Consider the following 25,835-nt stretch of genomic DNA (forward strand, 5'->3'; position numbering starts at 1 on the left):
TGACGCAAAGTGGCCTCAAGCCGGTCGGCGCGTTCCGAACCTTTCAAAAGGATATCGACACCGTCGCCGCGACCGCTTACGAGACCGGCACGCCGATGCCGGTGGCGTCGACGGTTCAGCAATTGCTGCGGCTTGGCGCGGCGATGGGGCTCGCCGAGGCCGACCTGTCGGCCTTCATCGACGTCCTGCAGACGCCGCGTGGCGCGCAAAGCCGGTAGCTCGACGCACGCGCGGGTCGGTTTCGCGATAACCTGCTAAAATATTGGGTTTTTCGCCGATATCACATTCAAAGGGACGCGCCGTGCTGTCTACCGCCAATATCACCATGCAATTCGGGCCAAAGCCCCTCTTCGAGAACATCTCGGTCAAATTCGGGGAAGGGAACCGCTATGGCCTGATCGGTGCGAACGGCTGCGGCAAGTCCACCTTCATGAAGATTCTGGGCAGCGACCTGGAGCCGAGCTCGGGCAATGTCATGCTCGAACCGAACGTGCGTCTCGGCAAGCTGCGTCAGGACCAGTTCGCGTACGAAGACGTGCGCGTGCTCGACGTCGTGATGATGGGCCACACCGAAATGTGGGCCGCCATGACCGAGCGCGACGCGATCTACGCGAACCCGGACGCCACCGACGACGACTACATGCACGCGGCCGAACTCGAAGCGAAGTTCGCCGAGTACGACGGCTATACCGCAGAAGCGCGCGCGGGTGAACTGCTGCTCGGCATCGGCATCGCGATCGAGGACCACAACGGCCCGATGAGCAACGTGGCGCCGGGGTGGAAGCTGCGCGTGCTGCTGGCGCAGGCACTGTTCTCGAAGCCGGACGTGCTGCTGCTGGACGAGCCGACCAACAACCTGGACATCAACTCGATCCGTTGGCTGGAAGACGTGCTCAACCAGTACAACTCGACGATGATCATCATCTCGCACGATCGTCACTTTTTGAACCAGGTCTGCACGCACATGGCCGATATGGACTTCGGCACGCTGAAGGTCTATCCGGGCAATTACGACGACTACATGCTGGCGAGCACGCAGGCGCGCGAGCGTCAGCAGAACGCCAACGCGAAGGCGAAGGAGCGTGTCGCCGACCTGCAGGACTTCGTGCGCCGCTTCTCGGCGAACAAGTCGAAGGCGCGTCAGGCCACCAGCCGTCTGAAGATGATCGACAAGATCAAGATCGAGGAATTCAAGCCGTCGTCGCGGCAGAACCCGTTTATCCGCTTCGAGTACGAAAAGAAGCTGCACAACATCGCGGTGGTGGCGGAGAAGATCTCGAAGAAGTACGAGCGTCAGATTTTCAACGACTTCAGCATCAGCGTGCAGCCGGGCGAGCGTATCGCGATCATCGGCGAGAACGGCGCGGGCAAGACCACGCTGCTGCGCTCGCTGCTCGGCAAGCTGACGCTCGATCACGGCACGGTGAAGTGGGCCGAGAACGCGAATGTCGGCTACATGCCGCAGGATACGTATGAAGAGTTTCCGGACGACGTGACCCTGATGGACTGGATCGACGGCTACCGCAAGGAAGGCGACGACGAGCAGATGGTGCGTGGTACGCTCGGCCGCCTGCTGTTCAATGCCGACGACATCCGCAAGTCGGTCAAGGTGCTCTCTGGCGGCGAGAAAGGCCGCATGATCTGGGGCAAGCTGATGCTGGGCCGCCACAACGTGCTGCTGATGGACGAGCCGACCAACCACATGGACATGGAATCGATCGAGTCGCTGCAGATTGCGCTCGACAAGTTCGAAGGCACGCTGATTTTCGTCTCGCACGACCGTGAGTTCGTGAGCGGTCTGGCCAACCGGGTCATCGAAGTGAAGACGAATGGCACGCTGAACGACTTTGGCGGGAACTATGAAGACTTCCTGCTGAGCCAGGGCGTGCAGTAAGCGCTGGATTTGTACCTGTCCTGGTGACAAGAAAGGGCGCGCCGATAGCGGTTGTTATCGGCGCGTTTTTTTACGCCCGGCCGGTTATGGCGCCGGCTTTTCGATGGCCTTGAGCAAAATGAATTTCGACGCTTCCAGGCGGTAGTAGTACACACCTCCACCCGCCTCGTTGCGGCTTCCGTGAACGACAATCGGACTGCTACTGCGTTTGAACTCAATGGGTTCGTTCACGTCGACGTCCCAGCAGCACACCGTAAAGGGAAGCCACACGACGTTCCCAGTTTTGGCATCAATGGCGACAGTCTGAATGCAGGATGAGCCGCAGCCCCAGCTCGTGAGGGTGTAATGCCCCGCGAAATTGGGTTTCTGGCCGCTTAGCTCATGTAGCCGGGTTGAAAACTCGCGGTCTTTCGGCGAGACGATTTTGACTTTTGCCGGCTTACCCTTAAAGACGTCCTTGACGGGAAAATCATCAAAGCGTGGCACATCTTCGTCGGCGTATGATCGGCCGACGAAGCAGACTAGCAACATCAAAAACGGCGTAAAGAGCCTGTTCATCTTGTCCCCCCGTGCGGATTGAGCGCGTATTTTTCAATCCCGAGCATACATCCAGATGACCGGCATCAACCCGCCAACACGTGCGCTCGAGCTACCGGCAGGCTCATTGATCTGAAGCAAACCACGCTGGGCCCGACCGACGATTATCTGCGCTTCGATAATCCGCCATCGGGCCAGCCATGTTCACCTCTCACTCGTTCCCGCCGCTCGTCATTCGCGGCCGCTCGCTGCTTCCTGTCGTGCAAGGCGGCATGGGCGTCGGCATCTCAGCCCACCGCCTCGCCGGCAGCGTCGCCCGCGAAGGCGCGCTGGGCACCATCGCCAGCATCGATCTGCGGCATCATCATCACGACCTCGCCGAGCGCTGCCGCCAGTCGCCGGATCGCGCCACGCTCGAACAGGCCAACCTGACGGCGCTCGCGCGCGAAATCCACGCGGCCAAGGCACTCAGCGAAGGGCGCGGCATGATCGCCGTCAACGTGATGAAAGCGGTCAGCGCGCAAGCCGACTACGTGCGCGTCGCCTGCGAGAACGGCGCCGACGCGATCGTGATGGGCGCGGGTTTGCCGCTCGACCTGCCGGACATGACCCAGGGCCACGACGTTGCCCTGATTCCCATTCTGTCGGATAGCCGCGGCGTGGCGATCGTGCTGAAGAAGTGGATGAAAAAAGGCCGTTTGCCCGACGCGGTCATCATCGAACATCCGGCTCACGCGGGCGGCCATCTCGGCGTCGGCCATCTCGACGATCTGCATGATCAACGTTTCGACTTCGCGCGCATTTTCGGAGAACTCGCCACGGTTTTCGCTTCGCTTGGTCTGAATCGCCAGGACGTGCCGCTGATCGTCGCGGGCGGCATCAATAGTCACGATGCCGTGCGCGCGCTGCTTGACGCGGGCGCAAGCGGCGTGCAACTCGGCACGCCGTTCGCCGTCACTGAGGAAGGTGACGCGCATCCGAATTTCAAACGTGTGCTGGCCGAGGCCACGCCCGACGATATCGTCGAATTCGTCAGCGTGACGGGCTTGCCCGCGCGCGCGGTGAAAACGCCATGGCTGACCCGTTATCTGCGCCACGAAACGAAAATCCGCGCGAAAGCCGGCGCGCTCGAACACGCATGTCCGACCGCGCTCGAATGTCTGAGCGCCTGCGGCTGGCGCGACGGTATCGAAAAGTTCGGCCACTTCTGCATCGACACACGACTCGTCGCGGCATTGCGTGGTGACGTGGCCAATGGTCTCTTCTTCCGCGGCCGCGAGGCTCTGCCATTCGGCACGGCCATTCGGAGTGTCCACGATCTGCTCGAACTGCTGCTCACCGGTGTGACGCGACCGGCTGTCGCAGGGCGACAGGCATTTTCGCTGGGTTGATAAGGGTCAACGTGCCGCAGGGCGAGCGCTTCGACAATCCCCGCATGCCTAACAACACTCGGGGAAGCACATGAAGCACTCGCTCAGGAACAGATTCAGATTCAGGACTGCCGCCATTGCAGCCGGCCTGTCATGCGCGCTTGCGCCGCAGGCGCATGCCGCCGGCGACGACACCATGAACGGCATTCACGCTGGCGACGTGCTGGTGCGTTTGCGCGCCATCAGCATCATGCCGAACGTGAGCACCACCCAGTCGCTGACAGCACTCAACGTGGGCGTGAACAACGCCATCGTGCCGGAGCTGGATCTGACTTACATGATCCGCGACAACCTCGGCGTCGAGCTGATTCTCGGCACGTCGCGCCATCAACTGACATCGAGCCTCGGCGGTCTCGGCGGCGTGAACGTATTGCCGCCCACGCTGCTGCTGCAATATCACTTCAATCACGCCGGGCGTATCCGTCCGTATGTCGGTGCGGGTCTCAACTACACGCTGTTCTATAACAACGGGCTGAACGCGGGTGGCCAGCCGATCTCGATCACCAACCACAGTTGGGGACCCGCGCTGCAGGCCGGCGTCGACGTGCAGGTGACCAAGTCACTGTTCGTCAACGCGGACATCAAGAAGATCTGGATGCATACGGATGCATCGCTCGGCGGTCAGCCGCTCGGCCGCTTGAGCATCGATCCGGTGGTGGTCGGTTTGGGTGTCGGTATGCGGTTCTGATGACCGCGTCGGCTCAATGCTAGAGCTTGTCGTTCGCGAAGCGCATGGCCGTGCCTTCCTGCTCGATGCGCACCCACACCGCGCGCTTTTCCTCGTCGCTGAGGAAAACCCAGTTGGATACTTCGGCAGCGGTGCGGCCGCAGCCTTTGCACACTTCGTCGAAAAGCGTGGAGCAGACGCCGATGCACGGGCTGTCAGGAAGAGCGTGAAGAGTCGAAGCCATCGGAAACCTTGGGGGCGGAGAAGCAGAGTTCCGCTATGTTAACCGATGCGGGGCCTGCGCCTCGCCGAGGTCAACCGCATGGCTGTCAGTCACGCGTATCTGGCAGGTTTCGCCGTGCCTCTTTGGCAACAAAGCTCGTTCAAAGGCCCCTGGGTTTATCCGCCGAAAGCCAATTGCCACAACAACGCGCCGTTGCACAAGGCAATGAATGCGGCGGATGCCCGCGCCAGCGCGAGCGGCCCGCCACCAGGCGGCATCCATGCCCGATTGTGCATCGCCGGGCGACGTGTGGCGGGCGCCCGCTACAACCTGAGCCGCACCGCATAGAATCAAAAAAGACGGCAACCGGGCGCCACCCGGCAAGCCGGCGCGGCAACAACTTGACAACCAGATAACAGCCCGCTTCACACAGGTGTATTTTTGGGTAGACACACGCCCATAACCCGCTAAAATTGCGCCGGATTTTCTTGCGGTGCGGCATACGCTGTACCGTTTGCGCGACAGCCTGGCATTTTTTTTGAAGCGCGCAATAATTGATGGTACTTTTCGGGTTTTTCAGGGGAGCCGTGCGCGAGCGCGCCGCGGCGTAGGTGATGACGGTTGGCCGGAGCCGGCCAGGATCGGAGAACGGAATGAAAAGACGAGTGGTAGGGCAAGTGGCGGCGCTGGTGCTGTGCGCGACGCCGTGGTTGACGGCCGCTGCGAAAGACACGCAGCTGAACGTATATAACTGGTCCGATTACATCGCCAAGGACACCATTCCGAACTTCACGAAGCAATCCGGCGTCACTGTCAAGTACGACAACTACGACAGCGACGACACGCTGCAAGCCAAGCTCCTGACCGGCAATTCCGGCTACGACATCGTCGTGCCGACCAGCAATTACGCCGGCAAGCAGATCGCCGCCGGCATCTTTGCGCCGCTCGACAAATCGAAGCTGCCGAACCTGAAGTACCTCGACCCGTCGCTGATGGCGCTGGTGGCCGGCGCCGATCCGGGCAACAAATTCACGGTGCCCTGGGCGTACGGCACGACCGGGCTCGGCTACAACGTCACCAAGGCCCAGCAGGTTCTCGGCAAGAACGTGCCGCTCGACAGCTGGGACGTCCTCTTCAAGCCTGAGAACATTTCGAAGCTGAAGGCTTGCGGCGTATCGGTGCTCGACGCACCGGACCAGATGTTCGCCGCCGCGCTGCATTACATCGGTAAGGATCCGATGAGCACGAACCCGGCCGACTACCGCGCCGCGCTCGACATGATGAAGAAGATCCGCCCGTACATCACGCAGTTCAACTCGTCGGGCTACATTAATGACCTGGTCGGCGGCGACGTGTGCTTCGCGTACGGCTGGTCGGGCGACGTCGTGATCGCCAAGCACCGCGCGGTCGAAGCGAAGAAGCCCTACAAGGTCGAGTATTACATTCCGAAGGGTGGCGCGCCGGTGTGGTTCGACGTGATGGCGATTCCGAAAGACGCAAAGAACAAGGAAGCCGCGCTCGAGTGGATCAACTACATCGAAACGCCGCAGGTGCACGCCGCGATCACCAACGAGGTCTACTACCCGAGCGCCAACCTCGAAGCGCGCAAGTACGTGGACAAGGACGTGGCGAACGACCCGGCGGTGTACCCGTCGCCTGAAGTCATCAAGACCCTGTTCCTGCTGAAGCCGCTGCCGCCGGAAATCCAGCGGCTGCAAACGCGGTTGTGGACTGAATTCAAGTCCGGCCGCTAACCCGCGCTCTGGGTAAGCAGATCAGCATCATCAAGAAGCCCTCGGTGTCCACCGGGGGCTTTGTTCGTCAAACGCCGGAGTAAAGCATTGTGATGAGTAGTGACCAGTCGGGTGCGTTGGCAGGGGCCGTCGCGCCGTCCCTTGGCCTGAACGCCGTAACGAACGACGCTACGGACAATTTTGTCCAGGTGGTCGACGTGGTGAAGAAGTTCGGCGAGACCGTGGCGGTTAAAGAGGTCAACCTGTCGGTGAAGAAGGGCGAACTGTTCGCGCTGCTCGGTAGTTCCGGCTGCGGCAAGTCGACCTTGCTGCGCATGATGGCCGGGCTCGAAACGGTGACCTCGGGCAAGATCCTGATCGACGGCGAGGACCTTGCGCAATTGCCGCCGTATCGCCGGCCGGTCAACATGATGTTCCAGTCGTACGCGCTGTTTCCGCACATGACGGTTGAGGGGAACGTCGCCTTCGGATTGAAACAGGAAGGCGTGCCGAAGAACGAATTGAAGGAGCGCGTGCAGACCGCGCTCGAACTCGTGCAGATGGGGCGCTTTGCCAAGCGCAAGCCGAACCAGCTCTCGGGCGGCCAGCAGCAGCGCGTGGCGCTGGCGCGCTCGCTCGTCAAACGGCCCAAGCTGCTGCTGCTCGACGAACCGATGTCCGCGCTCGACAAGCAGATCCGTCAGCGCACGCAGATCGAACTCATCAACATTCTCGACAAGGTCGGCGTGACCTGCATGATGGTGACGCACGATCAGGAAGAGGCGATGACGATGGCGAACCGCCTCGCGGTGATGAGCGAAGGCGAGATTGTTCAGCTCGGCACGCCGCACGAGGTCTACGAATATCCGAATTGCCGCTTCTCGGCGGAATTCATCGGCTCGACCAATCTGTTCGACGGCAATGTCGTCGAAGACGAACCTGACCATGTGTTCGTCGAAACCCCCGATCTGCCGGTTCGCCTCTACGTAAGCCACGGCATTACCGGGCCGCTCGGTATGCCCGTGACCATTTCGGTGCGGCCCGAGCGCATCGCGCTCACGCGCAAGCCGCCGGAGGGCGTGTACAACTGGGGCAAGGGCGTCGTCACGAACATTGCCTACATGGGCGGCTATTCGCTCTATCACGTGAAGCTCGACGGTGGCAAAACGGTGATCGCGAACGTGACCAGTCTCGCGCTGACCGAGATCGATCCGCCCACGTGGGGCGACGAAGTGTATGTGCGCTGGAGCGCATCGGCCGGAGTGGTGCTGACGTCATGAAGCGCGCGCTCAATTCTTTTGCGATGTGGCCGGTGCGCCGCTTCAACCTGACCGGCCGCACGGCGGTGGTGGCCGGGCCGTTCATCTGGCTGCTGCTGTTTTTCCTCGTGCCGTTCCTGCTGGTCGTGAAGATCAGCTTCGCCGACCTGCAGCTTGGCATTCCGCCGTACACCGAGTTGGCCACCGTTGCGGAAGGCGCGGTCCACATTACGCTCGACCTGTCGCATTACGCGTTTCTGCTGACGGACAGCCTCTATTTCGCGACCTATGTGAACTCGGTGGTGGTCGCCGCGATTTCGACGCTGCTGTGTCTGCTGATCGGTTACCCGATGGCGTATTACATCGCGCGCTCGAATCCGGCCACGCGTAACCTCCTGATGATGGCCGTGATGCTGCCGTTCTGGACGTCGTTTCTGATTCGCGTGTATGCGTGGATCGGGATTCTGAAGAATAACGGACTGCTGAATAACTTCTTGATGTCGATCGGGCTGATTCACACGCCGATCGAGTTGTATCACACGAATACTGCCGTCTACATCGGCATGGTCTATTCGTATTTGCCGTTCCTCGTTATGCCGCTGTATGCGCATCTGGTGAAGATGGACATGACGCTGCTGGAAGCCGCCTACGACCTGGGTGCGAAGCCGTGGAAGGCGTTCTGGCAGATCACGTTGCCCCTTTCGAAGAACGGCATCATTGCCGGTTGCCTGCTGGTGTTCATTCCCGCGGTAGGCGAGTACGTGATTCCCGAACTGCTGGGCGGCGCGAACACGTTGATGATCGGCCGCGTGATGTGGAATGAGTTCTTCGACAATGCCGATTGGCCGATGGCGTCCGCCGTGACGTGCGCAATGGTGTTGCTGCTATTGGTGCCGATGGCGTTTTTCCAGTACTCGCAGGCAAAGGCGATGGAGGAAAAGCGCTAATGAAGCCGAACCGGATTTTGCAGTTCATTGCCCTGGGGATCGGGTTTCTCTTTTTGTATGTGCCGATCGTCAGCCTGATCGTGTATTCGTTCAACGAATCGCAACTGGTCACGGTGTGGACGCGCTTTTCGACCCGCTGGTATGCGGCGCTGTTGCAGGATAGCGAGCTGATCGCAGCGGCGTGGCTGTCGTTGCGGGTGGCGTTGCTGACGGCGTTCGCGTCAGTGATTATCGGCACGTGGGCTGGTTTCGTGCTGGCGCGCATGGGGCGGTTTCGCGGTTTCACGCTGTATACGGGGATGATTAACGCGCCGCTGGTGATTCCCGAGGTGATTCAGGGCATCTCGTTGCTGCTGCTGTTTATCGAAATGGCCAAATGGCTGGGTTGGCCCGCCGGGCGTGGCATTTTCACGATCTGGATCGGGCACGTGATGCTGTGTATTTCGTATGTGGCGATTATCGTGCAGTCGCGGGTGAAGGAGTTGCATCCTTCGCTCGAGGAAGCTGCTCTGGATCTTGGGGCTACGCCGCTGCGGGTGTTTTTTGCCATTACCTTGCCGTTGATCTCGCAGGCGCTTGTGTCGGGTTGGCTGTTGTCGTTCACCTTGTCGATTGACGATCTGGTGTTGTCGGCGTTTTTGTCCGGACCTGGGTCGACAACGCTGCCGCTCGTGGTTTTCTCCCGGGTCCGGCTTGGGTTGAATCCTGAGATGAACGCGCTGGCTACGTTGTTTATTGCTGTGGTGACCGTTGGGGTTGTGGCTGCGAACTATTTTATGCAGCGGGCGGAGAGGAAGAGGGCTGTGATGGCGGTTTAGGTTTTTTCCTTGGACGGCGCTTTGGGGTCAGCGTATTGGACCACACACCCGTTTCTCCCGCCCCTCTGATTCAACGCGCGCCCTGAATCCGCTGCACGCGCATACGCCCAGGCGGCTCGAAGTAAGTGCCGAAGCGCACAAGTCCGGCTTTCTTCAGATGGCACGTCATTTCGTAGCTCACCAGAACGCCAGGGTCGGGATTGTCGAGGTACTCCACGTCGATTGACCGGATGCGCGGCTCATACACCAGCAGAGTGGCCTCCATCTGCTGCTTGAGCAGATGTGCCGAAGCGGGTAGCGCCTTGTAGATGTTCGTGAGATCCGGGAGTCCATAATCGGGCAGATGTTTGAGTGCGCCCGCTCGTGAATTGAGAATGCGGCGTATGTTTTGCTGCACGCTCAGAATCTCGAGTGTCCTGTCGTCGTAGGCGTCTAGCGGCTCACCACCGATCTGGCCAAGCAGCTTATCGTACAGGGAAGGGCCAATGGGCATCACGCGCTCCTTCACAGACTGGTCGCAACCAGATCGTCGGCGGTCGAGTTTGGAGGAGAGTCGATGTCTTGACGATCCAGGAAATCAATCACGAGACTTTCGTCAGCGGACATCGACAGCCTAATTTCAGCCGGCATCAAGTCCTTCGCCATGCGCGCCAGAAGCTCGCGCGATACGGCAGGAAGAATGCGCTGATTGAGAAACGCATCGACGTTGCGCGCACCAGATTCGCGTGCGAGGCAAAGCTGTGCGAGCGAGCCGGTCAACGCGTCATCGCAGGTGAGCACCACGTCGTAACGGCGGCGCAGACGTTCGGCGACCTTTTCGACCTTCAGACGCACGATCGACGCGAGTGCCGTAGCGTCGAGCGGGCGGTAGACGAGCGTCTGGAAGCGGGCCAGCAGCGCGGGCTGGAAATGCCCGACAAGCTGCGGACGGATGGCGTCGAGCAATTCGGCCTGCGAGATTGCCGGGTTCTCCGCCGTGGCTTCGTCGATCTGCATGCTGCCGAGATTGGACGTCATCAGGATCACGCAGTTGCGGAAGTCGATCTCACGACCTTCGCCGTCGCGCATCGTGCCGCGGTCGAACACCTGATAGAACATGTCGAGCACGTCCCGATGCGCTTTCTCCACTTCGTCGAGCAGCACCACGCTATAGGGTCGCTTCCGGACGGCTTCGGTGAGAACGCCGCCACGTCCGTACCCGACGTAACCGGGAGGCGAGCCCTTCAGTTGCGAAACGGTATGAGCCTCCTGATACTCCGACATGTTGATTGTCGTTAGAGCGGCTTCGCCGCCAAACAGCAGGTCCGCAAGCGCGAGCGCCGTTTCGGTCTTGCCCACTCCTGATGGTCCCGCCAGAAGGAATACACCCAGTGGCGAATGGTCGTTTTTCAGGCCTGCTTTCGCTGTGCGCAGGCTTTCGGCAAGCGCGGTCAGTGCGTCGTTCTGGGCGACTACGCGGGTGGCGAGATGGTATTCGAGCGCGAGCAGTCCGGTCAGCTCGTCTTCGAGCAGATTGCCAACCGGCACGCCGGTCCACTCGGCGACCACGCGGGCGATGGCCTGTGCGTCCACGTCGACAAAGACGAGCGGCGTTTTCCCTTGTGCGTCGATCACGGCCTGTCTGGCGATGGCAAGCGCGTTGTTGCCATGGTCCGGTGCGTCGCGATGCGAATTGCGGTGCGTGTGCACCGCGTTGACCAGTTCAAGCTCGTGTGTGTAGCGGTGATGTAGCGTATCCCGTTCCGTACGGGCATCGGAGAGCGCGGTTTGCAGGGCGTCATGCCGCTCCTGCAGACTTTGCGCACCCGCCCGCTGGTCCGCGGCGAGTGTGTTGATCTCCAGTTCGAGTGCGGCAACCGCGGCGTTCGCCCGCTGAAGTTCAGCCGGCGGCGATTCCAGTCCCATGCGCACCCGCGCGGCCGCCGTGTCGATCAGATCGACCGCCTTGTCCGGCAACTGGCGGGCCGGGATATAGCGGCGTGACAGGTTGACCGCTGCCGTGATGGCCTCATCGAGGATATGTACGCCGTGGTGTCTCGCATAGCGACTGGCCAATCCACGCACCATCAGGCAGGCGGTGTCGTCGTCGGGTTCTTCGACCTTGATTACCTGGAAGCGCCGCTCGAGCGCTGCGTCGCGCTCAAAATACTCCTTGTACTCGGACCAGGTGGTCGCGGCGATCGTCCGCAGTTCGCCGCGTGCGAGGGCCGGTTTCAGGAGGTTTGCCGCATCGGCGCCGCCGGTCGCGTTGCCCGCGCCGATCAGCGTATGCGCCTCATCGATGAAGAGCAGCACCGGTGCTTCCGACTGTTGTACTTCATCGATAACGTTTTTCAGGCGCTGCTCGAATTCGCCCTTCACACCGGCACCGGCTTGCAACAATCCCAGATCGAGCGTCAGGATGCGCACGTCGCGGATCACATTCGGCACCGAACCTTCAGCGACGCGAAGCGCCAGTCCTTCGACAAGCGCGGTTTTGCCCACGCCGGGCTCGCCAACGAGGATCGGATTATTCTTTCGGCGCCTCGCGAGGACGTCGACAACCTGCTGGATTTCGCGATCGCGCCCGAACACCGGATCGATCTCACCGCGCTGGGCCCTTGCCGTCAGATCGATGGTGAAGCGGGCCAAGGCCTCGCCCTCTGGTTGCCGCGCACGCGTGTGGGGCTGTGGTTTCGTCGATGTGCCCGGATGCGCTTCGTTTTCGGCGCCGGTTGTCTCGCGGGGTGAATCGCTGTCAACTGCCGCAGCAGTGGTATTGTCATTGGCTTCGACCGAATGCCGGTCGATCACTGCGGCAAGCCGTTGGATCTGGGCTGCATTGATGGATAGCAGCGGCCACGCGTCGGTGGCGCGCAGGCAATGGGGGGAGTCGGCCAGCGCCTGCAACACATGACTCGAGCGTATCGTCGGCATATTGCCGGCGACGGATGCAAGAAGCCATGCACCTTTCAGAATTTCAGCGAGCGAACGCGACAGAGCAGGCTTGCCACGAAGTTCACGCGGCAACCGCTCGATCGATGCAAGAAGCGCGTCCCACACCGTGTCGATGTCAATTTCGTAATGCCGAAGGATCGCGGGAATATCACCGTCGCCTTGTTCAAGCAATTTCAGCAGCCAGTGTTCTGGCGTGATCTCGCCGTGCAGGCGGGCGTTGCACAGACTGGCGGCATTGGCGAGCGCGCTCGCGCAGTGCGGGTTGAGCTTGCGAAGCAGATGCGTGGAGTCGCGCAGCGTCATGATGGTCACGAAAAAGAGAGCCCGGGGCCGGACTGGCTCCGGCGTATGAATAAAAAGCGCCAGCGCGCCTAGGGTGAGCTGGCGAAAGGACGCTGACACACGCGGAAATGCGGAGGATCAGAAGGCTTGCGCCAGCATCTCCGGGAGCCTTACGAGCGCTCGTTCCAACTGTCGGCGTGGATGATGTTGCCGTCCTTGTAGGACCATGTGATCTTCTCGTAGCGCAGTTCGATCTCTTCGAGGTGGTTGTGCTTCTCAAATGCCGGATTCTTGATGTCGTGCATCTTCGGCTTGACCGCGACGACCTTCACATTGTCGAGCTTCGTGTTGAAGTACTCCTTTTCCTTGCCTGCGTCGTCGATCTTGTACCACCTGATCTCGATCGACTTCAGCGTCTGACCGCTCGTCACTGCCTTGTACAGGTACCCGCGCAGGGCACGGGCCGTAACTCGCTGACGATCGACCCAACCTTCCTCACTGCGCTGAACACACTCATGCGCGTGTCGACCTCGCTCTTTCCATCGGGCGATGCGCGCGTGCGTTTCGAGCTGCGCGCAGTGCCGACGCCAGGCGTCACCGACATGAAGTTCGTGCTGTCGAGCCGGGAGCTGCACTACTTCAACCAGAAGGAAGAGTGGACGCCGTTCGTCTGGCCGGGCGACACACTGGAGAACATCTCGCGCGTCGAATGGCAGACCGAGGAAGCCGGACTACGATCGACCTTCGATACACAGGGCCGCTTCGGACTGATCCGGCTGCTCGAGCGGGCGAAGGTCACGCCGCAGGACAACGCACGCTATCTGCTTGCCTGGACGCCGGACCAGAGTCAGGGCATCCCGTTGAAGGTGCAACTGCGCAGCGAAGCCGGCGCGGGTCCGCTCGACATGCTCGTCCTCCGGCATTTCTCCCTGCCGCAGCGGATTTTCCTGACCGGGTTGTCGCGGGGCGCGCAGCCGCAGCCGCTTGGCGGGCCGCCGCCGCTGCCGGCAGCAATGCTGGAATCCGCCAGGCTTGCGGAGGTGCCGTTTCCCTCCGGCTGGCCAGGTGGCGCCAGCCGGACCGGCAATGCTGACAGCGTCCCCCTGCATGCAGGCGCCGATCATGCAGCAGCGGCCAGTGCGCCAAAGCGGCCCCGGCCTGTTGCGCCCAAAGTCTCGGAAAGCGCCGCGAAGCCTGCGGCAAGCCAGGCGACACCGACGACAACGTGGCTGGAACCCAACGAGGGCCGACCGCTGTCTGAATCGAAACCACCCGAGACATTCCGGCTGGAATCCGCTTTGACCAGTGCCCATCGCCTGCTGGCCGATGCTTTTGCTTATTGAGGTCAACGGGTGATTACTGATTTCGTCAAGAACCTGCTGGGCACAAACCCGGCGCCTGCGTTGCCCTCTGCAAGAACCGACGTCTGGTCATCGTGGCTCGTGCCATTTCCCGGCGAACTTCCCTGCGGGCGCGATCCCGGCTACGAGGATGCGTTCTTCGAGCTGAAGGACCAAGCCGCGAAGCTCACGGACATCGATGACGCCCTGATCGTGCGCTCGTGCGAGCAGCTGATCCGGGAGACCGGCAAGGATCTGCGCGTGGCCGGCTACTACACGTTCGCGCGATTGCGCCAGGACGGCCCGGCAGGCTTTGCGGACGGCGTGGAGTTGTGCGCGGCGCTGGTCGACCGCTTTGGTGTTGCGCTGCTGCCGGCACGTGCCGAAACGAAGAAGGGTGCGCTCGAAATACTCGCGACCACACGTATGGTCGATCTGCTCGGAAGCCGGGGCGAGTTCGCGCCGGCAGACCTCGAGCGCACGATCGCAGCGCTGAACCTGCTCGTCGTGCGTACCAGCGAGTGGCCCGAAGCGGCGCGCCCGAATCTGCAACCGCTCGTCACGCGCTTTGACCGCAACGACAAGTCGCCGCACGGTGCCGGTCAGGAAGCGGACTCACCGCAGCCGACATCGCAGGGCGCCACGGGCAAAGCAGCCGGCACCGTGTCTTCAACGCGCGACCTGCTGGACCAGGCGCGCACGATGGCGACATGGCTGCGCGATCAGGAAAACGGCTACCTGCCGTCAGCGCGGCTCGTGCGTAGCGTACGCTGGGACACGCTGCATGAGGTTCCGCCCGCGGACGCTCAGTTCCGCACGCGGCTTGTCCCGCCACGCACCGAATTGCGCCAGCAGATGACGCGGCTCGTATTGCAGAAGCATTGGCACGAACTGCTCGAGCGTGTCGAAGGCGCATTCATGGAAGGCGTGAATCACCTATGGTTCGACCTGCAGTATTTCCAGCATGTCGCGCTCGACCATGTCGGCGCACCGTATAACGCCTGGCGCGAACTCCTGCGGGCGGACTTCGCGCTATTCCTTGAACGCCTGCCCGGAATCGAACGGCTCGCATTCAACGACGGTACGGCATTCGCTGACGACACGACGCTCGAATGGATCGCTCGGCACGCGGTCGTACGCGACATCGAGGCGGGCGAGACTGTCACGCCGCTACCAGTCTCGGCCGACAGTGCCAACGGTGCGTCCGGCGACTGGCCCGAGATCGAGGCGCAGGCGAGAGATCTTGCCGCAAGCCAGAGCCTCGAGGCCGCGTTCGCGTGGCTCGAAACGCTCCCTGGCCTCAGGACCGAACGCCAGCGCTATCTGCAGCGGTTTGTGATGGCGCGCCTTGCTGATTACGCCGGCCGCACCGATGCCGCGTTGCCGCTGCTGGCCGAACTTGACGCCGCCACACACGCCGTACCGCTCGCGCGTTGGGAGCCGGCGCTCGCTTTCGAAGTGAAGCACCAACTGATCAAGGCGCTCAAGACGATGAGCACCCGCAAGGAAGCGGACAAGCCCACGCTTGCACGCCGCATCGAGCAACTCCAGGGTGAGCTGACCGTGCTCGATCCCGCGCGAACCCTCGCGCTATAACAACAACGAGTTTCCATGGACCAAGACGATTCAATCCTGCGCTACTACGAAGCTGAGATGCGCTATCTGCGGGAGTCCGGCAAAGAATTCGCGCGAGCGCATCCCGACCGCGCACGCATGCTCAACCTCGATCGCGTTGGCGATCGCGATCCATCCGTCGAACGCCTGTACGAAGGCTTCGCATTCCTGACGGGGCGTTTGCAGCAGAAGCTCGACGACGAACTGCCGGAACTGACCGAGGGGCTCGTAAGTCTGCTGTGGCCGCACTATCTGCGCATGATTCCGTCGCTGTCGATCGTGGAGCTGTTTCCGCTCGAGGAGAAGTTGCAGAAGACGGAAACGGTGCCCGCCGGGGTGCCGGTGCGCTCGGCGCCGCTCGTGACGCCACCGTCGGCAGGCATGGAAGGCACAATGCCCAAAACCGTGCAGTGCATCTATCGCACGACTCAGGCCGTGGCGCTCCAGCCGGTGCGCCTGACGCATGCGGGACCGGACGTGCGTCACGACGGCCGGTCAGTGATCCGGCTGCACTTCGCGATCGACCACTCGGCGCGACGTGAGGCCACCGATCTGTCGAGACTGCCCCTGTACCTGAACGCGGATCTGCCCACCGCATTCGCGATGCACCTCGCGCTCACGCGCCACGTCGATTCGGTCGCATGGCGTATCCCCGAAGCGCACGAGGGCCGGGCTGCGGGCGAAGCACGGCCGCTTCCGGACGGGACGCTCGAAGCGGCGGGGTTTTCGACCGAGGAGCGCTTGTGGCCGAAGTCCGAAGCCGCCTTCTCGGGCTTTCAGCTGCTGCTCGAATACTTCACGTTCCGTGAGAAATTCCTGTTCGTCGATTTGTGTGGTCTGGACCTCGCAAAACTGCCGGCGAACGCCTTCAGCTTCGAACTGGAAATCGTGCTCAAACACAGTTATCCGTCCGATCAGCGCTTCACTGCGGAGAACGTGCGGCTTTTCTGTACGCCGGTCATCAATCTGTTTCCGCTCGACGCCGAGCAGGTTCAGGTCAATCACCACGAGACGGAATACCGGGTCGTGCCCGCTGGCCACCAGGGCGAACACGTGGAGACCTACTCGGTCGACGCGGTCGCGTCGTTCGATCACGCGAGCGCACATCGCTACGAGTACGTGCCGTTCGCCACGTTCCGGCATCGCGGCGGCATGCTTCGACACGAAGCACCGGAACGGTACTTTCACACGCGAGTACGTCAAGGGGTGACGGGCTTGCACGATACGTGGCTCATATTCGGCGGGCACGCCTGGGAGAACATCGAAGATCTGCCGGAGGAAAGCCTGTCGCTACAGGTGACCGGCACCAATGGCCTGCTGCCTAGAAAGGGCCTGCGCGAAGCGAGCATCAACGAACTGGGCGAGAGCACGCCGAACGTTTCGGCCGTGCGCAATCTGGCGGCGCCGACGTTGCCGCTTTATCCCCCGACCGGCGACCGCTTCCAGTGGCGGGTGCTGTCGCACCTCGCGCCGAACTTCCTGTCGATGATGGACGCGGAAGTGCTGCGTGGCGCATTGGCGCTCTACGACTGGACCAATGACGAGCTGAACCGCCGGCGCCTCGCGGGCATCCTGCACGTGTCGGAGGAACTGCTTGAAGAAGTGTCGGGCGGTTCGGTCGAGCGGGGTGTGCTGATCGAGGTCACGCTCGACAGTCACGCATTCGCGGGCGAAGGCGATGTGATGCTGTTCGGTGAACTGCTGCACCGGTTCTTCGCGCTGTATGCGGAAATCAACCTGTTCACGAAGCTCGCGATCGTCAGCCTGCCGTCACAGCAGCGCACCGAATGGCCGCGCAGCAAGGCGCAGCGCTCCCCGCTATGAAGCCGGCAGAACTACCCAACCTGGAGCCGCTGGTCGCGTCGCTGCTCGCCCGGGCGCCGCTGATGAACTTCATGCAGTTGTGCCGGCTGCTCGAAGTGCGCGTGCCTGAACATCCCGGCTTCGGTACACGGGACACGCCCGAACATGAACCCGTGAGGTTTCGCCCGCGAGCTCGCGTCGGCTTTCCGGCGGGTGAAATCGCGTCAGCGGAGTTCGACGAGGAGGGCCTCAGGTACGGACCCAACGCCCCACCGACGGTGCGCACGACGTTCATGGGGCTGTACGGCGTGGATGCGGCTATGCCCTCGTACATGGTCGACGACATCGTGCTGCGAACGGAAGGACACGAAGCTCTCGAAGCGTTCCTCGACCAGTTCAATCATCGGATCGTGACGCTGTTGTATCGCGCGTGGAAAAAATATCGCTATCCGATCGGCTTCCGTCCCGGCGGCACCGATGCGCATTCACGCAAGCTACTGTCTCTGGCAGGTTTCGGCTGGGGTGAGAAGCCTGCGCGAGTGGGGCTGCCCGACTCGCGCGTGCTTACGCTGCTGGGCCTGCTGATCCAGCGCACGCGCACGCCTGAAGGTCTTGCCGGTGTCGTCGCACTCGCCGCACCCGGCGTCGAGGTTCGTGTCGATGAGTTCTTTCCGACCCTCAAGGGCGCAGGCCAGCCGCAGCCACTCACGTCCAGAGGCGGTGTTGACAACACGCGAGGTGAAGGCAGGCGCCGTGGCCTTGGTGGTGGCTACGTGCTGGGCACGCGGCTTACCTATCGCAGCCGGGCAGCCCGCGTGACGTTGCGGCCCGCATCCGCCGAACAGGCTCACGACCTGTTGCCGGGCGCATGGCTGCATCGCGAGCTGACGGCCTTCATCCGCTTGTACGCCGGGACGAAGGCCGACGTATTCCTGCGCATGGAAGTATCGTCGCGAATCGCACCCGCACCGAAAGTCGGTGTGGTGCACGAAGGTCCGGCGCCACGGCTTGCCTGGACCACCGTGCTGCCTTCAGACGAAGAGCGTCTGATCACCATTCCGCTCGGTTCTTATGAAGCGTTTCCGGCGCCGGGACCGAACCCGTTCCTTGCACCTTCTGCCTGATTCTGGAGTACTACCATGTTCGTCCGTTTAAGCGCGCCCCTTCTTGCCGCCAGTCTGCTGCTCAGTGCATGCGGCGCGTGGCAGTCCGTGTCGGATTCGACCGCGAGCGCGTATCACGCCGTCTTCTACAAACAGGTGAAGGTGCTGAACGTCGACCTGACCGCACGGGCCTCGCTCAACCCCGACGAAGCGAACCGCTCGACTTCGGTTGCCGTGCGCGTGTACCAGCTCAAGGATCGCAAGCTCTTCGACAAGGCGTCATATGACGATCTGCTAAAGAACGACAAGACCGTGCTCGCGCAGGATCTGCAGGACAGCATGGCGACAGTCGTCAATCCCGGCGCTTCCGCCAGCGTGACGCAGCCGATGCAGCCTGACGCGGAGTATGTGGGCATCGTCGCGTTCTACCGTAAGCCGGACGCGAACGGAACCTGGCGTCGAATAGTGCAGAAGAAGAGGCTCTCGGCGGATGCGCCACTGAAGCTGGAACTGGTCGACCGGGAACTCGTGGCAACGACAGATCCCGTCAAATCGAGGCCAGAATGACGAGAATCATGATACTCAACGGGACCAGTCTTTGAAATGAACACCAGTTAGCCGAAAGGAGCGGCTCAAACCTTATACCCAATCCGAACCCCACCCCAATGCCGACCACCAACGAAAACCGGCGCGGACGCATCCTTCATCAGCACAAACTCACCACCTCCCATATCGCGCCGATAAGTCTGCAACAAAAACGCCTTGGCATGCGACGCGGCCGCCAGTCCCGTACGATCGTCGAACATCCGGCGATTACGGCAATTCGCCATGTTCCAGACCACGTCATCGCGCTGCGGCAATGAAAACTTCAGATTGTGAGTGGGCAAATAGCCCCGCACATCGACCGCCGCGCAGAACGCCACGCGCGGATCGAGATCGAGCAGGGGCTCCTGAATCGCCGGCAACACGCGGTCAGTCAGCGCAGTAAAGCGAGTCAAAAACTGCGGCGGATTGCTCCCGGCCACGGGCACGTAGTGCTGATCGAACAGATCCTCGATCGACACTTCACCGCGCGCCACGGCCGTCTCGAATGCCTTGCCCACTTTTGCCGCGGCCTGTTGCACCGCTTCGATAAAACGCGTGTCCGCGGTCTCGACACCGGTCGCGGCGGTCAACTCGATCAAGGTCTCGGACACGCCGAGCAGATTCCCGAGGCGATCCTTCGCCTGCACGAAATTTTCGCTCGAATCCTCGACGCCGCTCGCCATCTCCAACACCTGGGCCTCGAGCCCGTCGCATTGCGTTTCAATCTCGCTGGTCAGTGCGGCGATCTGCCCGGCCTCGTCATTCAGATGTGCGATTGCATCGCCCGTTGCGTGCACGACTTCGCCGATCTTGCGCGTGCCTTCGCGCACACGATGCGCCCGCGCCGTATTCACCGAACCCTCGCTGATCAACTGTTCGGTCTGCTGCGTGAGTTGCGCGAGCGTTGTCTCGATCTGTCCAGTGGCCTGCGCGGTCTTGGCCGACAGGTTCTTCACCTCGGCCGCGACCACCGCGAAACTTCTGCCGGATTCGCCGGCGCGCGCGGCCTCGATGGCGGCGTTCAGCGCCAGCAGATGGGTCTGGCGGGCAATCAGCGAAATCTCCTCGGAGACATGGCTCACATGCGCCAACGCGCTGCGTAGCGCGCTGATCTGGCTTTCGATGATTGTCACGCCTTCCACCAGGCCGTGAATATCGGCGAGCGACGCTTCCAGCGTCTGCTGCGATTCCTGCACGCCAGTCGCAGCTTCAGCGGAAACGTTGCGCATCTTCCGCGCAGCGGCGGCAATGCGATGATTGCCCGCGAGCGTTTGCGCCGCGGATTCGCGCAACGCCCGGCATACGTGCGCCTGGCGCTGCACGCGCGCGGCCACTTCCTCGACGTGGCCCGAGACGTCGCAAATCTCGATGCCCAGTTTGCCGGCTTGCGCCGCGATATCGCCGACGAGCGTGTGTGAGCGGGCAGAGCGGCGAAAGCTGAAACGCGTCATGCTTGTCTCCTGGATGGCGCGCTTGGCGCAGTCAATTCGCGCGGCCATCCAGTGCGGATGCAGCGTCTCCTTGAAGCGTCTACGGCAGACTTTCGGTCAACTTGATAGGGGGTATCCCGCAGTCGTTATGATGTGAAGCCGACCTGGCCTTCTCGGGCACATTTACTGCGCCTGCCTTATTGACAGACCTTTCCGCTTCTTACCAGCAATTATGTTCGACTCCTTTGCGCGCGTTTCGGGCTGGCAGCAGCTCTACCACCTATGGGAGCTGATCGTGATACTCGCTAAATTTCTCTGGGGGCTGCTGCGCCTGCTGGGCGGTGGCTGAGTGCCGGCGGCGCGGCGCGAGGGGAGCGGGATGCGCGCGAGGCATGTGCGCGCATCCGCGATTGAATGAATCAGATGGAGGAAGCAATCAAGGTCAGACGGCCGCCCGGTTCGAGTCTTCGTCGGCCAGCAAAGGTGTTGCGCGCGTGCCGAGAAACGCGCGCAGATCTGCCATGACCTGCTCGGGCGCTTCTTCCATGGGAATGTGGCCGAGTCCCGGGTACATGACCGACTTCGCGCCCGGAATGCGGCTTGCGAATTCGGCCGCGTGCGCCGGCGGAATCCAGCGATCTTTCGCACCCCATAGCACCAGCGCCGGCACATCGAGCGTCTTCAGCACGTTGGTGTCGACTTCCTTGAAGTCGAGCGTCGGCACCATCTTGCCGATGGCGGCGCGCGTGCCTTCGCCATGGAAAAACTCGACGTAGCGGCGTAGCGTGACCGCGTCGATCTTGCGCGGATCGCCATACACATTGCGCACCGCGCTTTTGATAATGGCCTCGGGCAGCCACCTGGGCGAACTGACGCGCACCAGCGCGCTATTGAACAGGCCGATATATATTGGCAGCTTCATTGGGAAGCCGGCCGAATCGATCAACACGAGCCGTTCGACAGCGTCGCGATGACGCACCGCGTAGTCCCACGAAATCAGCCCACCGAGCGAGTTGCCCACGAACGTCGCGCGCGAAATGCCGAGCGCCTGCATGAAGGTATCGATGAAACGCCGGTAAGTCGGCAGATTCATGGTTTCGATTTTGCCGGCGCTGGAGCGCAGCGGCCCGGTTACGCCGAACGGCGGCAGATCGAGGCGAATCACGCGATGATCGCGCTTGAGTTCATCGGCGACGCGGTCCCATGTGTGCAGCGAAGACGCAAAGCCGTGAATCATCACGATGATATCGCCGCTGCCTTCGTCGACGTAATGCACGTCGGCGCCCATGATCTCGACAAACCTGGAGCCGCTTTGCGTATAGCGTCGCCGCAATTCGGCGCGCGACACGCTAGTGATGCCGAGTCGCGCGGCGAGCGAGCGCGACGGCAGGCGTGCAGCCGAGGCGCGTGTGTTGGAATCGAAACCTGTCATGTTTTATTGTCTCCCTTGTAATTCGATTGAACTCGAATCAGATTGCAGCCGCCGCGTTACGGCGCGAACCGATAGTCATGGGGCCGCACACGCCGCGTGCGTTTGCGAAAACTGAAGGTGAATCCCGGCCACAACGCAGTCACTTTGCCGCTTCGCGTCTGATACCAGCTATGACATCCGCTGGTCCACACCGAGTGCTGCATGGCCGCTTGCAGGCGCGCATTGAAATCGCGCTGGACGTCCGCCCGCAAGTTCATCGTGCGAGCGTTGCGCCGGCGCAATACACGCAGGCAATCGGCGATGTACTGCACTTGCGACTCGATCATGTAGATCATCGAGTTGTGCCCGAGCCCCGTATTCGGGCCGGCGATCATGAAGAAATTCGGAAAGTTCGCCACACTGACGCCGAAGTAAGCTTCCGGTCCGTCGCGCAACCACAGGGCGCCGAGATCGGCACCATCGAGGCCGGTCACGTCGAACGGTGCGCCGACGTCGTTGACCTGGAAGCCCGTGCCGCAAATGATCGCATCGGCGCGATGATGCGCGCCGTCTTCGGTGACGATGCCGTCGGCGACGATTTCGCGGATGCCGCTCGTCACCACGTCGACGTTCGGCTGGCCGAGTGCCGGGTAGTAATCGCTCGACAGCAGCACTCGCTTGCAGCCGAAGCGGTAGTTCGGCGTCAGCTTGGCGCGCAGAGCCGGATCCTTGACGCGTCGTTCGAGATAGCTCAGGCTGAACTTCATCGGAAACTTCATCAGCTTCGGATTCACCACGAATGCGATCGCGCGCGATTCGTGTTGCCAGTACATCGCACTGCGCACGAAGAACTGGGTGGCTGGCAAGTTCCGAAACAACCAGTGCGCGCGCGAACCGATCGGCTTGTTGGGCTTGGGCATCACCCAAGGCGCGGTGCGCTGGAACAGATCGAGATGCGCGACGCGCGGCTGGATCTGCGGCACGAACTGGACCGCGCTCGCACCGGTGCCGATCACCGCGACGCGTTTGCCTTCCAGCGGGTACGCATGGTCCCAGCGTGCCGAGTGAAACAGCTTGCCTTCGAAGCGCTCGAGCCCGGCGATCCGCGGCATGGCCGGGCGGGACAAGGGGCCGCTTGCGGCGATCACGACATCGGCCTCGATGCTTTCGTGCACGCCGTTCACATCGAGTTCGACGTGCCAGACCTGACGCGTGTCGTCGAAACGCGCCGCGCTCACGCGGGCGTTGTAACGCACATAGCGATCCACGTCATACTTGCGCGCGCAATGCTTCAGATAGGCGAAGATTTCCGCCTGGCCGCCGAACGCATGCGACCACGCAGGATTGGGCTCGAACGAAAACGAATAGAGGTGCGACGGCACATCGCAGGTTGCGCCGGGGTAGGTGTTGTCGCGCCACGTGCCGCCGATATCGCCGGCGGCCTCGTAAATCGTGAACGACGTGATGCCCATGCGCTGCAGGCGTATCGCCATGCCGATGCCGGCAAAGCCGCTTCCAACAATCGCGATGCGCGGCGTGGCGGGTGTGGCAGGTGAGGCGGGCGTCACGGCGTTCTCCAGCAGGGGGCGAATGTCGGATGTATGCAGTTGTCGATTGCAGTCTATCGAGAGATAACGCGCAGGGTAGACAACTGTACACTTGGCGTCAAGATCGTTTAGAGTACTGCTATTAAACGCGTGCGCCACGCCATGATTGAAAACCCATGACATCCTTACCCGAATCGGCGTCTGCTTCCGGTCACGGCGTGGCCGCCGAGCAGGCGTTGCCGGCCGGCAAGCGCAAGCTGATCGAGGCTGCATTGCGGCTGACGGCGGGCGGCCGCAGCTTTGCCAGCCTGGGTTTGCGCGAGCTGGCGCGCGAGGCGGGGCTCAACCCCAACACGTTCTACCGTCATTTCGACACGCTCGACGATCTGGCGCGCGAGGCGGTCGAGTCGGTCAGCCGGCGCCTGCGTCCGATGTTGCGGCGCGAGCGCTGGCTCGCCGCACACGACGAGCCGCACAGCGTGCCGCGCCGCGCCTGTGTGGCGTTTTTCGAGTTCGCGCAGGAAAACCGCGAAGCTTTTCTGAGCGCGCTGGCCGAATATCACGGCACGTCGCCCGCGCTGCGCGAAGCGGTGCGCGCAAATCTCCACGAGGTGTCGGCGGAAATGGCGGACGATGTGGTGCAGCTGAAACTGATGCCAATGCTCACGCGCGAAACCGTCGACGAAGTCTGCACGCAGATCGTGCTGCAACTGTTTCATCTGTCGGCTGAGTATCTCGACGCATCAGCTGCGCGGCGGGATGCGCTGGTTGCGTACGCGGAGCGTTTCATCGTCAGACTGTTCTCGGGGGCGATGGTGCTGGCGCAGCTTGAGCCGGGCAGGGCGCCGGCGTAGACGCGGGCCTGAGACGTCGTGATTTGACGTTTGAAAACGGATCTGCATAAAAAACAGGCTCGCTTCACATGGAAGGAGCCTGTTTTCATTGCTGCGTGCTTATTGGCCTCGATTAATGGCCTCGATGGCCGCCGCTCAGGTGTCGGTCCAGCCGCCGGAGTCGTCGTTATTGCCCATGTCGACTCCGCCGCCGCTGTTGTCGCTCCAGTCGTTCGAACCCTGGCCGAAGTCGACTCCGCCGCCGTTGCCGCCGTCGTTGCGGCGACGGCGCAGTTCGTCGTCGTCGACGATCACGTCACGCTCCACCACGCGTTCACGTCCCGAATTCAACGCTTCGCCAAGCAACACGCCGGTCAGCAGACCGCCCATGCCGCCGCCGAATCCTCCGCCGCCTTGCTGCACGATGACCTGCGGCTGCTGCTGATACGGTCCTTGCTGCGGATAGGGCGCTTGCGGCGGATTGCCGAAACGTTCGGCTTCCTGAGCATACGGCGATTGCTGACTGCTGGCAGCGGGCGCGGCATACGGATCGGGCCGGCCGTCGGCGCGTGCGCGCATGCTCGCGAGACGCTGTTCCAGTTCGTCGAGTTGGTACGGCGGCACGGGATTCTTGCTGTTCGACAGCGTTTCGACGAGGCCGCGCAACTGATCTTCAGTCGCTTCGACTTCCTTTTCAAGCGCCTCATGACCTTGCGCGGTGGAGAGTTTCACGTCGAGCTTGAGTGAACGCACGGTGTTGAGCATCTCGGTGGCGCGCTTGAGTTGCACGCGGCGGTCGTCGTCGGCCTGCGTGTCACCCTGGGTGCGGGCACGCCGCAAGGTCCAGCGCAGCACCAGCGCGATCACGCCGAACAGCACCGCGATGCCAACCCACATGCCGATGCCCGGACCATGCTTTTGCGGCACTTGCGTCATCATGGCCGACTGCTGCTGCACGGCGGGCGCCGTCTGCTGCACGAATGGATTCGCCGCGCGTGCTGTGGTATTGCCGCCTGCGCCGCCGGCGCGTTCCGCGTCCTTGCGGATGCGCGCTTCGGTTTGCGCGAAGCGGGTCGGGTCGGTGAAGCGGATTTGCGGGTCGAGCGTCTTGGCCTGTTGCACCTGAGCCAGTGCGTCGCCGTAGCGGCCCTCGCGGTTGAGCACCTGTGCGTACAGATAGTGCGCGCGCGCATTGTTGGGATGCGCCTGCAGCACCTCGCTCAGACCTGCGTCGGCCTGCTGCCAGTTGCCTTGCGCCATGGCCGATTCGATCTGCTGAACCGTCGGCACGGCGAACGCCGCTGCTGAGACAAACAGCAACGAGGCGAACACCGCTGAGAGAAATTTTTTCATGTGCGGACCGGGCGCGATGCGCCCGTCTCCTTCAGTCGATTCCGGCGGCCGCGGGATTGCCGGCCGCCGTGGGCACTGCCGCCGGCGCG

The 25,835-nt window shown here is 62.1% G+C and carries 24 protein-coding genes and 1 pseudogene; 16 read left to right on the forward strand and 9 right to left on the reverse strand.

From position 1 onward, the window contains the following. The 3 genes from A6V37_RS29160 to A6V37_RS43245 form a co-directional block, all read left to right on the forward strand. On the forward strand, positions 1-218 hold a 218-nt coding region (locus tag A6V37_RS29160), incomplete at its 5' end, for an NAD-binding protein (protein WP_157447908.1). 83 nt (positions 219-301) lie between these two features. After that, positions 302-1,894 carry an ABC-F family ATPase gene (locus A6V37_RS29165; protein WP_064268237.1) on the forward strand — a complete coding sequence of 531 codons (1,593 nt, stop codon included), beginning with the start codon at positions 302-304 and terminating at the stop codon, positions 1,892-1,894. Between the two features lie 23 nt (positions 1,895-1,917). Then, the gene (locus A6V37_RS43245; protein ID WP_106408239.1) at positions 1,918-2,007 is read left to right on the forward strand and encodes a hypothetical protein; all 90 of its coding nucleotides are present in this window, start codon (positions 1,918-1,920) and stop codon (positions 2,005-2,007) included. On the opposite strand, the gene A6V37_RS29170 is transcribed toward A6V37_RS43245, so the two are convergent. Then, entirely contained in the window at positions 1,979-2,452 is a 474-nt protein-coding gene (locus A6V37_RS29170; protein ID WP_064268228.1) for a hypothetical protein, read from the reverse strand. The genes A6V37_RS43245 and A6V37_RS29170 overlap by 29 nt on opposite strands. 179 nt (positions 2,453-2,631) lie before the next feature. Here A6V37_RS29170 and A6V37_RS29175 point away from each other — a divergent pair, with 179 nt between their 5' ends. Beyond that, on the forward strand, positions 2,632-3,822 hold the full coding sequence (locus A6V37_RS29175) for an NAD(P)H-dependent flavin oxidoreductase (RefSeq protein WP_064268227.1): 1,191 nt from the start codon (positions 2,632-2,634) through the stop codon (positions 3,820-3,822). Between the two features lie 70 nt (positions 3,823-3,892). Beyond that, positions 3,893-4,549 carry an OmpW/AlkL family protein gene (locus tag A6V37_RS29180; RefSeq protein WP_064268226.1) on the forward strand — a complete coding sequence of 219 codons (657 nt, stop codon included), beginning with the start codon at positions 3,893-3,895 and terminating at the stop codon, positions 4,547-4,549. Between the two features lie 19 nt (positions 4,550-4,568). Here A6V37_RS29180 and A6V37_RS29185 read toward each other — a convergent pair whose 3' ends face one another. Next, entirely contained in the window at positions 4,569-4,772 is a 204-nt protein-coding gene (locus A6V37_RS29185) for a DUF1289 domain-containing protein (RefSeq protein ID WP_064268225.1), read from the reverse strand. Between the two features lie 78 nt (positions 4,773-4,850). Between A6V37_RS29185 and A6V37_RS29190 the strand changes: the two genes are divergently transcribed. The 5 genes from A6V37_RS29190 to A6V37_RS29210 all read left to right on the forward strand — a co-directional run bounded on the left by A6V37_RS29190 (position 4,851) and on the right by A6V37_RS29210 (position 9,508). Further along, the gene (locus A6V37_RS29190) at positions 4,851-5,099 is read left to right on the forward strand and encodes a hypothetical protein (protein ID WP_157447909.1); all 249 of its coding nucleotides are present in this window, start codon (positions 4,851-4,853) and stop codon (positions 5,097-5,099) included. A gap of 305 nt (positions 5,100-5,404) precedes the next feature. After that, positions 5,405-6,505 (forward strand): polyamine ABC transporter substrate-binding protein, encoded by a 1,101-nt coding sequence (locus tag A6V37_RS29195; protein WP_064268223.1) that lies wholly within the window; start codon positions 5,405-5,407, stop codon positions 6,503-6,505. A gap of 92 nt (positions 6,506-6,597) precedes the next feature. After that, positions 6,598-7,764, forward strand: a complete 1,167-nt coding sequence (locus A6V37_RS29200; protein ID WP_064268222.1) for an ABC transporter ATP-binding protein — start codon at positions 6,598-6,600, stop codon at positions 7,762-7,764. Then, on the forward strand, positions 7,761-8,690 hold the full coding sequence (locus tag A6V37_RS29205) for an ABC transporter permease subunit (protein ID WP_064268221.1): 930 nt from the start codon (positions 7,761-7,763) through the stop codon (positions 8,688-8,690). The genes A6V37_RS29200 and A6V37_RS29205 overlap by 4 nt, the downstream gene beginning before the upstream one ends. Beyond that, positions 8,690-9,508: an ABC transporter permease subunit gene (locus A6V37_RS29210; protein ID WP_064268220.1), complete on the forward strand. Its 819-nt coding sequence runs from the start codon at positions 8,690-8,692 to the stop codon at positions 9,506-9,508. Before A6V37_RS29205 ends, A6V37_RS29210 begins: the two co-directional genes overlap by 1 nt. 70 nt (positions 9,509-9,578) lie before the next feature. Here the strand turns inward: A6V37_RS29210 and tssE are convergent, their stop codons facing one another. The 3 genes and pseudogenes from tssE to tssD form a co-directional block, all read right to left on the reverse strand. After that, positions 9,579-10,001, reverse strand: a complete 423-nt coding sequence (gene tssE / locus A6V37_RS29215) for a type VI secretion system baseplate subunit TssE (protein WP_064268219.1) — start codon at positions 9,999-10,001, stop codon at positions 9,579-9,581. An 11-nt stretch (positions 10,002-10,012) separates the two neighbouring features. Continuing rightward, entirely contained in the window at positions 10,013-12,748 is a 2,736-nt protein-coding gene (tssH, locus tag A6V37_RS29220; RefSeq protein ID WP_064268236.1) for a type VI secretion system ATPase TssH, read from the reverse strand. 149 nt (positions 12,749-12,897) lie between these two features. Continuing rightward, positions 12,898-13,173 (reverse strand): annotated as a pseudogene (gene tssD, locus A6V37_RS29225) (type VI secretion system tube protein TssD); the annotation flags it as partial. A gap of 69 nt (positions 13,174-13,242) precedes the next feature. Here tssD and A6V37_RS40225 point away from each other — a divergent pair. From A6V37_RS40225 to tssJ, 5 genes are read left to right on the forward strand one after another with little or no spacing between them, the layout of a single operon-like run. After that, complete coding sequence (locus tag A6V37_RS40225; RefSeq protein ID WP_423213124.1) at positions 13,243-14,070, forward strand: type VI secretion IcmF C-terminal domain-containing protein; 828 nt, start codon at positions 13,243-13,245, stop codon at positions 14,068-14,070. Between the two features lie 12 nt (positions 14,071-14,082). After that, on the forward strand, positions 14,083-15,663 hold the full coding sequence (tssA, locus tag A6V37_RS29235; RefSeq protein ID WP_064286598.1) for a type VI secretion system protein TssA: 1,581 nt from the start codon (positions 14,083-14,085) through the stop codon (positions 15,661-15,663). Between the two features lie 15 nt (positions 15,664-15,678). Continuing rightward, positions 15,679-17,505: a type VI secretion system baseplate subunit TssF gene (gene tssF / locus A6V37_RS29240; protein WP_064286590.1), complete on the forward strand. Its 1,827-nt coding sequence runs from the start codon at positions 15,679-15,681 to the stop codon at positions 17,503-17,505. Beyond that, positions 17,502-18,608, forward strand: coding sequence for a type VI secretion system baseplate subunit TssG (gene tssG, locus A6V37_RS29245; RefSeq protein WP_082902725.1), 1,107 nt, complete (start codon positions 17,502-17,504; stop codon positions 18,606-18,608). Before tssF ends, tssG begins: the two co-directional genes overlap by 4 nt. Positions 18,609-18,623: 15 nt before the next feature. Next, positions 18,624-19,154 (forward strand): type VI secretion system lipoprotein TssJ, encoded by a 531-nt coding sequence (tssJ, locus tag A6V37_RS29250; RefSeq protein ID WP_064268215.1) that lies wholly within the window; start codon positions 18,624-18,626, stop codon positions 19,152-19,154. Between the two features lie 65 nt (positions 19,155-19,219). Here the strand turns inward: tssJ and A6V37_RS29255 are convergent, their stop codons facing one another. The 3 genes from A6V37_RS29255 to A6V37_RS29265 all read right to left on the reverse strand — a co-directional run bounded on the left by A6V37_RS29255 (position 19,220) and on the right by A6V37_RS29265 (position 23,581). After that, positions 19,220-20,623 carry a methyl-accepting chemotaxis protein gene (locus A6V37_RS29255; RefSeq protein ID WP_064268234.1) on the reverse strand — a complete coding sequence of 468 codons (1,404 nt, stop codon included), beginning with the start codon at positions 20,621-20,623 and terminating at the stop codon, positions 19,220-19,222. A gap of 421 nt (positions 20,624-21,044) precedes the next feature. After that, positions 21,045-22,034 (reverse strand): alpha/beta fold hydrolase, encoded by a 990-nt coding sequence (locus A6V37_RS29260; RefSeq protein WP_064268214.1) that lies wholly within the window; start codon positions 22,032-22,034, stop codon positions 21,045-21,047. Between the two features lie 56 nt (positions 22,035-22,090). Beyond that, positions 22,091-23,581, reverse strand: a complete 1,491-nt coding sequence (locus A6V37_RS29265; protein ID WP_064268213.1) for a flavin-containing monooxygenase — start codon at positions 23,579-23,581, stop codon at positions 22,091-22,093. Between the two features lie 155 nt (positions 23,582-23,736). On the opposite strand from A6V37_RS29265, the gene A6V37_RS29270 reads away from it, so the two are divergent. Beyond that, positions 23,737-24,414: a TetR family transcriptional regulator gene (locus A6V37_RS29270; protein ID WP_064268212.1), complete on the forward strand. Its 678-nt coding sequence runs from the start codon at positions 23,737-23,739 to the stop codon at positions 24,412-24,414. Positions 24,415-24,549: 135 nt separating this feature from the next. Here A6V37_RS29270 and A6V37_RS29275 read toward each other — a convergent pair whose 3' ends face one another. Next, the gene (locus tag A6V37_RS29275) at positions 24,550-25,746 is read right to left on the reverse strand and encodes a tetratricopeptide repeat protein (protein ID WP_064286592.1); all 1,197 of its coding nucleotides are present in this window, start codon (positions 25,744-25,746) and stop codon (positions 24,550-24,552) included. Positions 25,747-25,835 lie beyond the last annotated feature (89 nt).

Source organism: Paraburkholderia ginsengiterrae, assembly GCF_001645125.1.
Taxonomy (GTDB): Bacteria; Pseudomonadota; Gammaproteobacteria; order Burkholderiales; family Burkholderiaceae; genus Paraburkholderia; species Paraburkholderia ginsengiterrae.